Here is an 11,670-nt window from a genome sequence, read left to right on the forward strand (position 1 = left end):
TTTTGTCGCAGGCCTATTTGTTGTACCCTTTTTTATCTGTTTTCATTGAAATCTTTTTTTATCACCTCTTGACATATCACCAAATTGCTATCTCTTTAACAAATGAAAATTTTTCACCTTTACTTCGCCCTGGATAACATATACTCCAATATTTCCACCTTTATGGTCATACATTCTCCAGGAAAGTGCCGTCTCCTCATTGATGTAGACTATACAGATATCTTTATATTTCAGAAGCTGGATATGATATATATCATTATGTGGGATTTTTCTTTCTGTCTCGATCTGGCAGGGAACATCTCCTTTTATCTGCCATTGGTAAAATCCTTTTTCAGATCTGGGCCACATATCCCATGCAGCTGTACCCTTCTGAGGATCCATTCTGAGAAAGTACCCTTTTTCCATCATCTCGTCTGCATGCACTAAAATCCCGAATTCTGATGCTTTCCGGACCTCCACATCAAATTCTGCCAGAAAGCACTCCGATGACAGCGGATACATGGCCGCCCCCAGCGTTCTGCCGGCAAGACAAATTCCATCCTGCTCCTGTCTGATCTCTCCCTGATAGCTTTTTATCTGCAGATCTTTCTCCTCATGTTGAAATGACTCCTGTATACCTTTGATCATCTTTGTCCCAAGACGGCCTGTTGTCGGATCCTGTATAAGCTCGTGAAAAGCCATCGTTCCTCCCCATTCCCATGGGCCGAAATCCCGATTTTCATATTTGCTTGCTATCCATCCAAAAGCATATCTTTTTTTTCCATCAGAGGCGGTCTTTATGGCATAGTTCGCACGCGTATCAAACAAGTCTTCTTCCGGGATCTCCCACTCTCCGTTCAAGCTCCTGCCAATACGGTAATGAGTGGCAAAACGATCTGAAAATGTTGAAAAGACCAGATACCAGTACTTTCCCATCTTAAAAACTTCCGGACACTCCATTGTGATATACATTCCCGGTGCATAGAAAGGTTTTTCGTAACTCCAGTGCATAAGATCCCTTGACCTGCACAGAGCCACACATCCTCCTCTCCGTTCGCCTGATCCCTTTATACGAGCTGCCAAAAGCATATCGTAACAGCTTTCTTCTTCATTCCAAAAAACATATGGATCTCTCCAGTCAAACTCTTCGTACAGTTCTCCATCTGCTGTAAAAATGAAATCTTCAACAGTTTCCAAATGTTCAGGATCCGGGCCTGTCGCCTGCATGACCGACTGAATACTCTTTCCATTTATCATTACACGACTGTTATATGCCGTGTAAAACGCATGATATATTCCGTCCCTGTCCTTTATAACAGACCCCGTATAAATATTATAATTTGGATCTTTCTCTCCCCCTCTCTTTATCGCCTCACCCTTATACTCCAGATTCACAAAATCCTTTGTCTTTACAAGATGCCACGTCGTCTCCTCTGCATATTCTTCAGGATTTTTTCTCGGATCATGCAAATAAAACGCATAGAACATTCCGCCATCATAATAGGGTATAAGGTCTCCTACCCAGGCGTCCTTTGGTTGATAAAGTAACTCTTCCATATTCACTCCTTTCTAAAATGCACATTTTGCACTATGTATTTCGTGCATTTCTTTTTTTGTTTCTGTGCATATATATTACCATATGCACTATTTATTTTCAATTATTTGTCCTCTTTTTCCTTTTTTCCTCCCTTTTCCATATAAAAAAAGCCTTTGTTTTGTATATTTTCTATAATTTGTTCTACTATTTTTGTGCGTTTTGTGCATTTTTGTTTTTATTTCAAACTTCTCTTTCCTTATGAGAAAATTCGTGTTAGAATATGCGCAGGAGGTGAATGCATGAAATGCACAATTAAGCAACTAGCAGAAGAGCTCGGTCTTTCAAGAAATACCGTCGCAAAGGCGTTGAAAAACAGTAGCGATGTTTCTGACAAAACAAAACAGATTGTTCTAGCCAAAGCAAAAGAACTAAATTACAAAAAACTTGATCCGGACACTCTAAGTCAATTGCCGAAACAAGAGGAGATTCCTGAATCTCCGGTAACAAATGGATCCATCCTTTTTCTCACAAGAACATATGCAACCGATTCCGAATTCTGGACAACTGTGTTGACCGGCATAGAATCCATTCTTTCAGCTGCTCATTACCACCTGGTCATTGGAATTATGTCTGAAAGTGACCTGAAAAAGCTGGAATTTCCAAATGCAATAGAAGATCCTTCTATCAAAGGCATTATTATGGTGGAGATTTGTGATGAAACCGTGTGCAACGCACTGCTAAAGTATGGCCTGCCCATTGTGACAGTTGATATGCCAAAGAAATATACAAGCGCCATGGAACATATTGACGTGATCACGATGGAAAATAAAAGAAATGTATATACGATTGTCAGCCAGATGATTGAAAAAGGTTCCAAAAAATTCGCCTTTATCGGAGACCTATATTCAGCAAACGTGGGACGGGGATTTCAGGAAAGATACGAAGCTCTCTGTGAATGTCTGTCAGACCACCATCTAGAGATTGAGCAGGCCTGTTGTCTTTTGCATGAGACATCTGAAGATTTCAGAGATTTTCAGTTTGTCATCAAAAAAATACAGGATATGCCTTATCTTCCAGATGTCTTCATCTGCGGCAACGACTGGACAGCTATTCAACTGATATATGCGCTCCAGGCATTGGGCTATCAGATTCCCAGAGACGTAAGTATAGTAGGTTTTGATGGTATTCCCGCATCCGAGCGTATTGTCCCTTCGCTGACCACTATTTATACGCCCAAAAAATACCTGGGCATAGCTGCTGCACGGCAGATGCTTGAGCGCATCCAATATCCTGATTCACCGAAAGTATATTCAGAGTACAGCACCCAACTGTTCATACGTGACTCCACAAAATAGAGATGAGGAGGGACCCAAATGGAACATATTTTTGATATAAACGGGAAATTTTTTTCTATGTTCACCCGTCTGGCAGATATAATCCTGCTGAATATTTTATTTATCATCAGCTGCCTTCCGATTGTCACTGTGGGAACAGCTCTCTGCGCTCTTTATCAGACTGCCATGCAGATAACCGAACATACAGAATCGTATATACACCAGGATTTTTTTCGCAACCTGAAGCAGGGATTGTATCCCAATGGACTTGCTGGACTTCTCTCAACAGGATGTGTCTGTATATGCGTTCTTAATCTCAGAACACTTCCTTTTTTACACAAAGGATCTGCTGGTATAGTTCTTTTCTGGTTGCAACTGTTATTTCTGTTTTGTCTGTATGTTTTTTTACTTTATATCAGCATTCTTCCAAAGCCATACAGAAGGACACTGAAAAATGCCTTACGCAATGTTTTCTATCTGGCATTTAAGCATCTCCCCACCAGCTTGGTTTGCTTGTGTATCTCCTTGCTCCCAGTCGGATGCTTTCTACTATTTCCAGGGGAAGTGAAATGGATCCTTTCATTCCTTCTGACAGTAGGATTTTCATTAATTTCTCTCGCCCATTCTTTCCTGCTGCTGAAGGCCTTAAAGAGAGAGAACATTGAACTGTAAACGTGTATGTCAAAAAGTTTTCCATAGTAAAAGCCCCTCCTAAACAGCTCCAGCATTTTGCTTCATCTGTCTAGGAGGGGCAGTCTTTCATCAGTTCTCTCTTCCGGTGAAAATCCGCATCTTCTTTCCCTCACCGCTGTACCCGATCTGGTCCTCCAGGCCGTACACAGCGTTGGTGATCACGTACTCTCCGTCATTCACGAAGACCTCAACCAGGTTCTTGTCCACCACCACGTCCAGGTGGAAGCCCCCCTTCAGGGCCGGCGTCTCCGAGTGGATATGGGCTCCCTGGAAGGCGGGGAACACGGCGCTTCGGTCTGTGCAGATCCGGTCGCCCTCCCGGCGGATGACAAATCCGCCCACATCAAGCTCCTCCCCGTCCTCCAGGTCAAGGGAGATCAGGTAGCCGTCCTGGGCCCTCTGGGAGCCTGCCGGTATCTCCTCCGAGTAGGCGGCACGCACGTTGGGGTGCATGCGGAAGAAAATGTGTCCGTCCTCCATCTCCACAACCCTGGGGGTGGAGAACATGCCGATCCAGCCCTCGTCTGTGACCTTGGGCATCCTGACCCAGGCGGAGAGGACGCGTCTTCCCTCCCTGTCCAGTGTGGTCTGGGGCGCGTACAGGTCCATGCCGTAGTCCAGGAACTGGTACGCATCCGGGATCTCCATCCGGCAGGAGTCCTGATCAAACTCCACATGGAAGCAGATGGACTGGTTTTTCTCCTTCTCCCCGTTTTTCAAAAAGCCCATAGCGGAGAGGATCAGCACCTTGCCTCCCTCTGTCTCAAAGTAGTCCGGACACTCCCACATCCAGCCAAACTCAGGGCCCTTGAAGGCCTTGTCCACGTAGGTCCATGTGTGGAGATCGTCGCTCCGGTAGAAGAGCACCTCCCCGTACTTCTCCTCCACAGTGCTTCCAAGGACGAGGTACCAGTGGTCCCCGCTCTTCCATACCTTGGGATCCCTCGTGTGGGTCCGGTCCCCGATGGCCGGGTCCGTGATGGGCGGGATGATCACCTTTTTCCCGTTCTCGTTGTCAAACTGAAAGCCGTCCTCCGAGGAGATCATGAGCTGGGCTGACTCGAACTGTTCGTTCAGGCATGTGTGGGGATCCTCCGGATTTACCACCTCATACCGGACGCCGGTGTAGACAAGGTACAGCTTTCCGTCCTCCTCCACCGCGCTTCCGGAGAAGCAGCCGTTCTGGTCCTCCCGCATGGTGGGATACAGAGCCATATCCTTGTGCTCCCAGTTCACCAGATCCCTGCTCACCGCATGGCCCCAGTGCATGGTCCCCCACCGGGGACCATAGGGGAAATACTGATAAAACAGATGGTAGTATCCTTTGTAGTATATAAAGCCGTTGGGGTCGTTTACCCAGTTGTCCGGCGCCTTCAAGTGTAATCTCTGCGTTTTCATACTGCCTCCGTAATAAATAGTAGTTTTTCTTTTTTTCTGTCAGCCCTTCTACTGCATCTCCGTGTAGTTCACACCTGTCTCTCTGTCAAAGAAATGCATCTTGGAGGGCATAAACACGAAATCAATTTTGTCGCCGATCTGGCTGATCTCGTACTTGGACACTCTGGCCACTGCCTGGGCTCCGCCAAAGCTAAAATACAGGTTGTTCTCATTTCCCATAACCTCTGTGTCCGTGATGACTGCGTGAAGTCTGTTCTCGCCGTTGATCTCCATATTCTGGGCGTCCATCTTGATGTCCTCTCCGCGGATACCGAGAATCATCTCTCCCTGTCGGCCGTTCAGCTTCCTTACCGTTCCCTCGGAGAGGGTGATGGTATTGCCGTCGCTGAATTTCACAGTATCATTTTCCACTGTCACGTCAAAGAAGTTCATCTGGGGAGAACCGATAAAGCCTGCCACAAACTGGTTGACCGGGTGGTCATAGAGCTCCATGGGCCTGCCTACCTGCTGGATGACGCCCTCCTTCATGATGACAATGCGGTCCGCCATAGTCATGGCCTCCACCTGGTCGTGAGTGACGTAGATGGTGGTGGCTCCCAGCTGTCTGTGGATCTTGCTGATCTCCGTCCTCATGCTGACACGGAGCTTGGCGTCCAGGTTGGAGAGAGGCTCGTCCATGAGGAACAGCTTCTGGTTCTTCACGATGGCCCGCCCCAGGGCAACCCTCTGGCGCTGGCCGCCGGAGAGGTTCTTTGGCTTCCGGTAGCGGTACTCCTCCAGTCCCAGCATCTCAATGGCCCAGTCCACCTTCTTCTTGATCTCATCAGCCGGCATCTTCATGTTCTTCAGGCCGTAGCCAATATTCTTCTCCACAGTCATGTGGGGATAGAGAGCATAGTTCTGGAACACCATAGCGATGCCTCTGTCTCTGGGCGCCACCTCGTTCACCTTTTTTCCGTCTATAAAGAGCTCTCCCCCTGTGATCTCCTCAAAGCCGGCGATCATGCGCAGGGTGGTGGATTTTCCACATCCGGAGGGACCTACGAAAGCGATAAACTCCTTCTCCTCGATATTGAGATTTAAATTGTCCACTGTATTTTTATCTGATCCGGGATACCTTTTACATACATTTTTAAATTCTATAAAACTCATCTTCTCTTATCCTTCCTTTGAACCTGTTGATGTCACACCCTCCACGATCTGCTTGGAGAACAGAGAGTAGATGATGATGACAGGGATTGTTACAAGCGTGATGACCGCCAGGGTCTGACCCATGGTAGTATTTTCATTTGACGTGATGGAGTTCAGACCGATCTGGGCTGTCAGCATATCGCTGGATGTAAATACAAGTGCCGGCCACAGGTAGTCGTTCCACACATTCAGGAATGTAAATACGCTGACTGTCGCCACCACAGTCTTGGACATCGGGATGACCATGGTGAAGAAATATTTCACAGGTCCGCAGAAGTCCAGCTGGGCCGCCTCGTACACGTCGTCCGGAAGGCTTACGAACACCTGCCGGAACAGGAAGATGTTGAAGGGGTTGACGATGGACGGCAGTATATAGCCCAGGATGGTGTTCAAAAGTCCCGCCTTGGCGATGATCAGGAAATGGATCGTGATGACCGTCTCTGTGGGCACGATGAGCAGCATCATGATGATCAGCAGCCACTGCTCCCGGAAGGGAAAGTCGATCTTCGCCAGGGCATATCCCGCAAGGCCGTTCACGATGATACCGAGCACGATCAGGATAGCCGCGTAGAGAAGAGTGTTCCCCATGTATCTCAGAAAGCTTGTGTTTGTAATGATCTCTATGTAGTTGTCAAAGAAGCTTCCGTCCAGCGCCGGCGGGATAAAGGCCGCGATGGAGTTCATGTCCGCCGTGATGGCCGCGTCCGGCTTGAAGGAGTTAGCCAGCATCCAGATCACCGGGAACAGGAAGAAGATGGAAAGCACCAGCAGCACAGCTACCAGGATCCAGTTAATTCGCTTTTGCTTTTTTGATACCATGCTTTTTCTCCTCCTTGTCCTTAGTCAGTACATTCTGGATGATTGTCAGAATGACTACGAATACAGTAAATACAATGGCCATTGTGGACGCCAGTCCCATCTCCCAGTTCACGGTGCCGGTCTCGTAAATGTCGTACACGATGGTGTAGGTGGAGTGGTCCGGTCCGCCTCCGGTCATGACCATGGGCTGTACCAGCATGCGGAACGCGCCGATGGTGACTGTGATGAACACGAACACACACAGGGGCTTCAGCTCCGGCAGAGTGATGTCCTTGAATTTCTGCCAGGCGCTGGCGTGATCCATCTCCGCCGCCTCGTAGAGGGCCGGGTTGATGTTCTGCAGCCCTCCCAGGAAAATGATCATCTGGTATCCCACTCCCTGCCATACGCTCATGATGGCGATGGAGGGCAGCGCCTGGCTGGCGCTGTGGATAAAGGGCTGGGCGTCAATGCCAAAGTTTGCCAGCAGCGTGTTCAGGATACCCTCCGGGCTGTAGATCTGCATCCACAGGGTGGAGACAACAGCCAGGGACATGACTACCGGTACGAAAAATGCCACCTTAAAGTATTTCTTGCAGTGTGCCGCCTTGTTGATAGCCAGCGCCAGCACCAGGGCGCCGATGCACTGGCAGGGCACGATGATGATGACAAATTTGACTGTGTTTAAAAATGACTGTACAAAAAGCTCGTCCTTAAAAATATTAAAATAGTTTTCCAGTCCCACAAAGTGGGTCAGCTCCGGGTTCAGAGCGAAGTAGTCGGTAAAGCTGAACACGAATGTGAGCACCATTGGCAGAAAGAGAAATATGGTGAGCAGCACAAGCGCGGGGCCGAAAAACGCCATTCCCAAAATTGAATTTTTCTTTTTCATCCTTTACTCCCTTGTATAACGTTCCAGTTTCTGATCGATCCGTTCCACCTGCTTATCCAGCTCGGTCTGGGCGTCCTTGCCTCCCAGAGCCACACTCTCCAGCACCTCCTGGAAGCATGTGCTCACCTGGGGGTAAACCGGCGTCTTCGGTCTCGGGTGTCCGTAGTTGGTGAGCTGCTGATACAGGGCGCTGTAATTTTCGTCTGTCTGGAACACGTCGATGTTTTCAAATGCTTCGTATGTAGACGGGAAGTTCTTTGTCATATCCCAGATGCGGATCCCGCTGTCCACACCGCTCATCCATTTGACAAGCTCTGTGGCCGCATCGATGTCCTTCGCCTCAGAAGAGGCTGCAAACGCCCAGGAGCCTGTGGGGGTGTAGGTGCCGCCGTCCCAGTTATCACTTACAACGTAGGGCGCCACACCGAGATTGAAATCCGGGTAGCTTGTGTAGATGGTGTTGACCTCCCACGCCCCGTCGAACTTGAAGGCAGCCCGTCCGCTCTCAAAGAGCTTGTCAATGGGAGCCTCGGACATATAGCCATTTTCTACGACAGTCCGGAAGAACTCCATGGCCTCCTTAGTCTGGTCTGAATTAAAATATCCGTCCACTGTCAGCCCGTCGTCGCTGACCAGCTCTCCGCCGCCTGACCAGACAAACGGGGCATAGTAATAGATACTTGTCTCGCCTACCGGGAATGTCATATCCAGCGGATAGCCGTCCTTCTCGTCCATGAGGGGCTTCAGCTCCTCCAGAATATCCAGGAACTGGGACCAGGTCCAGGGATGGTCTGCATCAGGTATCTCGATGCCCGCCTCCTCGATGATGTCCTTGTTGTAGTAGAAGCCCACACTGGACTCCATGACTCCCAGGGCATACAGCTCATCGTTTACTGTCCCCTGCTCGATGATGGAGGGCAGATACGCGCTCTCCTCCTCCTCGGTCAGGTCCGCCAGGGGCTGGATGATCCCGTTGGCCGCGTAGGCTGAAATGTTGGGCCCATCCACAGTGAGCACGTCCGGCAGTCCCCCCGACATGACTGAGGCGTTGACCTTGTCTGAATAGCCGCCTCCGCTGTCGTTTCTGGGCACGAACTCAATGTCCGCGAAATACTTTCCGTCGTAGGCCTCGTTGAAGCTGTCCACAGACTCCTTGTAGGCCTGTCCCTCTTCTGTGTCCTCGATGGAGTGGACCCAAATGGAGAGGTACTCCTCTCCCTCGTCATAGCCTGCCACTTCCCCCGGCTCCGGATCCTTCTGCTGACAGCCGGTGAGACAGGCCGCCGCCAGGACCACGCCGGTCAGGCACAGCCTCCATTTCTTCATTACATCTCCTCCTTTATAAAATGATCTCTAGTATAACCGTTTCAGTTACCGGTTAAGTTACCGGTTCCTTTAATGCAATCATATCTCTCACGGAACGGGATGCCAACAGAAAAATAGACTTTCGTCGCTTCTGACATTTTTTCCCTTCTCTTTTTGTACACCTTTCACAAAACCGGTTTTGTTACCGGTTACTTTATTGATAATGCGCCCTTTTTTCTGTTATACTACAAGCAGTATTTAACCTTCTCCCTCTTGGGAGCCAAAGAAAAGAGGATTTGAAATTATATGAAGGCAAAGAAAGTGACATTTGCAGACATAGCCGCCTACACCGGCTTTTCCAAGACCACTATCTCCCGGTACTTCAACAATCCGGACTCTCTCACTTTAGAGAACCAGCAGAAGATCGCGGACGCCCTGGTGGAGCTTGACTATAAGGAGAACAAGGTGGGGCGTATCCTGGCCAGCGGCCAGACGGAGTTTGTGGGCATCATCATCCCCAACCTGTACATGCACTACTACTCGGAGATGCTCAGCCAGATCCTGGCCACCTATGAGACATACGGCTACAAGTTTCTCGTCTTCTCGGGAAACGCCAGGGCTGACGTGGAGCGCAAATACATTGAGGAGCTGCTGGCCTACAATATAGAGGGCATGATCATCTTAAGCCCCACCATCTCCTCCCAGGAGCTGGCCTCCTATCACGTCCCGGTGGTGGGGATCGAGCGGGAGGACGCGTTCATTTCCAGCGTCAACACAGACAACTACATGGGCGGCGTCCAGGCTGCCGGCCTTCTTCGAAAAAGCGGCTGCGACATCCTGATCCACGTGAACGCGCAAATGCCAGACACTGTCCCGGCCTCCGGCCGTGTCCACGGCTTCGAGGACACCTGCCGGGAAAACCAGGTCCCCTACGAGCTCATCCTGACCCACATGGGGGATACCTTTGATGAGAACAAAGCAAAGGTGCTGGAGCTGATCGACTATATGGAGGAGAAATATCCCACACAGAAAAAGGGAGTCTTCATGCCCAACGACACCCACGCCAACGTGCTCCTCAACACCCTCATGCAGAAATACGGGCGGCTGCCGGACACCTACCAGATCATCGGCTTTGACAACTCTCCCATCTCCCGTGAGGCGGTCATCCCCATCAGCACCGTGGGACAGCAGGTCTCTGTCATCGCGGACCAGGCCATGAAGCTTCTGTCTGAGCAGATGGCTGAGCGGAAAAAGAGAAGACCGGCCCCCCAGAGGGAACCGGTCCACAGAGTCATCCCGCCGGTGCTGATCCGGAGGGACACGACCATATAAAAAGGGGAGGCCCTGATGACTAATCATCAAGAGCCTCCTTTACTTTATCCATAAAGCCTTTTTTCTTTTTCTTGTGCTTCTCCAGCTCCTCCGGCGTCTGGTTCAATGTGTTGCCGGAGAGGGCGTCAAACTGCCGCAGGGCTTCCTTTGCCTCAGCGCTCAGGTGCTCAGGCGTCTGGATGACCAGCGTCACATAGTGGTCGCCCCTCACCTGGGAATTGCGCACAGAGGGAACGCCCTTGCCCCGCAGGCGGACCTTTGTGTCTGTCTTTGTGCCCGGCTTTACATTGTACACCACATCGCCGTCCACGGTCTTGATGCGGATGTCTCCGCCCAGAGCTGCCTGGGCAAAGGAGATGGGCACTGTGGAGAAGATATTCATATCCTGCCGCATAAAGATGGGGTGACGAGACACTGCCACCTCCACAAGCAGATCTCCTCTCGGGCCGCCGTTTACGCCCGGCTCTCCCTTCTCGCGGATGCGGACGCTCTGTCCGTTGTCAATACCCGCCGGGATGGACACAGCGATCTTCTTCTTGCTGGAAATATAGCCGGTTCCGCCGCAGTCCGGGCACTTGTCCTTGATGATCTGTCCGCTGCCGTGGCAGTCCGGACATGTCTGTACGTTCTGCACTGTGCCGAAGAAGGACTGCTGGGTGTAGACAACCTGGCCCTTGCCGCCGCATTTTGGACAGGTCTGGGGGGATGTACCCGGCTTGGCCCCTGTCCCGTTGCACTTCGGACAGGGATCCTTGAGGACAACCTCAATCTCCTTCTCGCAGCCAAACACAGCCTCCTCAAATGTGATGCGGACGCTCTTGCGGATGTTCATCCCCTTCATGGGACCCTGATTTGTCCTTCCTCCGCGCCGGCCTCCGCCGAACAGATCGCCGAAAATGTCTCCGAAGATGTCACTGAAATCAGCGCCGCTGAAATCAAATCCTCCGAAGCCTCCGGCTCCGCCGGCGCCGCCCTCAAAGGCAGCATGGCCGAACTGGTCATACTGACGGCGCTTCTCCGGATCGCTCAGGACCGCGTAGGCCTCCGACGCCTCTTTAAATTTCTGCTCCGCCTCTTTATCTCCGGGATTCATATCAGGATGGTACTTTTTTGCCACCTTCCTGTATGCCTTTTTCAGAGTTGCCTCGTCCGCGTCCCTGCTGACGCCCAGCACCTCGTAGTAATCTCTCTTTGACTCTGCCATTCTCTAT

10 protein-coding genes and 1 pseudogene are annotated in these 11,670 nt (G+C 50.4%); 3 read left to right on the top strand and 8 right to left on the bottom strand.

The window, feature by feature from the left end:
- Window positions 1-87: 87 nt before the first annotated feature.
- Window positions 88-1,536, bottom strand: coding sequence for a DUF4975 domain-containing protein (locus NI21_RS0112690; protein WP_033126578.1), 1,449 nt, complete (start codon window positions 1,534-1,536; stop codon window positions 88-90).
- Between the two features lie 279 nt (window positions 1,537-1,815).
- On the opposite strand from NI21_RS0112690, the gene NI21_RS0112695 reads away from it, so the two are divergent.
- Window positions 1,816-2,871 (top strand): substrate-binding domain-containing protein, encoded by a 1,056-nt coding sequence (locus NI21_RS0112695; protein WP_033126579.1) that lies wholly within the window; start codon window positions 1,816-1,818, stop codon window positions 2,869-2,871.
- 57 nt (window positions 2,872-2,928) lie between these two features.
- A pseudogene (locus NI21_RS17310) lies at window positions 2,929-3,156 on the top strand (YesL family protein); the annotation flags it as partial.
- A 178-nt stretch (window positions 3,157-3,334) separates the two neighbouring features.
- On the opposite strand, the gene NI21_RS17110 reads toward NI21_RS17310, so the two are convergent.
- The 6 genes from NI21_RS17110 to NI21_RS0112725 all read right to left on the bottom strand — a co-directional run bounded on the left by NI21_RS17110 (window position 3,335) and on the right by NI21_RS0112725 (window position 9,148).
- Complete coding sequence (locus NI21_RS17110; protein ID WP_242842866.1) at window positions 3,335-3,547, bottom strand: hypothetical protein; 213 nt, start codon at window positions 3,545-3,547, stop codon at window positions 3,335-3,337.
- 65 nt (window positions 3,548-3,612) lie between these two features.
- Window positions 3,613-4,941 carry a glycoside hydrolase family 32 protein gene (locus NI21_RS0112705; protein ID WP_033126581.1) on the bottom strand — a complete coding sequence of 443 codons (1,329 nt, stop codon included), beginning with the start codon at window positions 4,939-4,941 and terminating at the stop codon, window positions 3,613-3,615.
- A 48-nt stretch (window positions 4,942-4,989) separates the two neighbouring features.
- On the bottom strand, window positions 4,990-6,093 hold the full coding sequence (locus tag NI21_RS0112710) for an ABC transporter ATP-binding protein (RefSeq protein ID WP_033126582.1): 1,104 nt from the start codon (window positions 6,091-6,093) through the stop codon (window positions 4,990-4,992).
- A gap of 6 nt (window positions 6,094-6,099) precedes the next feature.
- Window positions 6,100-6,951, bottom strand: a complete 852-nt coding sequence (locus tag NI21_RS0112715) for a carbohydrate ABC transporter permease (RefSeq protein ID WP_033126583.1) — start codon at window positions 6,949-6,951, stop codon at window positions 6,100-6,102.
- Window positions 6,923-7,822: a carbohydrate ABC transporter permease gene (locus NI21_RS0112720; RefSeq protein ID WP_033126584.1), complete on the bottom strand. Its 900-nt coding sequence runs from the start codon at window positions 7,820-7,822 to the stop codon at window positions 6,923-6,925. The genes NI21_RS0112715 and NI21_RS0112720 overlap by 29 nt, the downstream gene beginning before the upstream one ends.
- A gap of 3 nt (window positions 7,823-7,825) precedes the next feature.
- Window positions 7,826-9,148 (bottom strand): sugar ABC transporter substrate-binding protein, encoded by a 1,323-nt coding sequence (locus NI21_RS0112725; protein ID WP_033126585.1) that lies wholly within the window; start codon window positions 9,146-9,148, stop codon window positions 7,826-7,828.
- A 285-nt stretch (window positions 9,149-9,433) separates the two neighbouring features.
- On the opposite strand from NI21_RS0112725, the gene NI21_RS0112730 reads away from it, so the two are divergent.
- Window positions 9,434-10,459, top strand: coding sequence for a LacI family DNA-binding transcriptional regulator (locus NI21_RS0112730; RefSeq protein WP_033126586.1), 1,026 nt, complete (start codon window positions 9,434-9,436; stop codon window positions 10,457-10,459).
- Between the two features lie 19 nt (window positions 10,460-10,478).
- Here the strand turns inward: NI21_RS0112730 and dnaJ are convergent, their stop codons facing one another.
- Complete coding sequence (gene dnaJ, locus NI21_RS0112735) at window positions 10,479-11,663, bottom strand: molecular chaperone DnaJ (RefSeq protein ID WP_033126587.1); 1,185 nt, start codon at window positions 11,661-11,663, stop codon at window positions 10,479-10,481.
- Between the last annotated feature and the right edge of the window lie 7 nt (window positions 11,664-11,670).

The organism is Eubacterium sp. ER2, from assembly GCF_000765215.1.
GTDB classification, from domain to species: domain Bacteria; phylum Bacillota; class Clostridia; order Lachnospirales; family Lachnospiraceae; genus Claveliimonas; species Claveliimonas intestinigallinarum.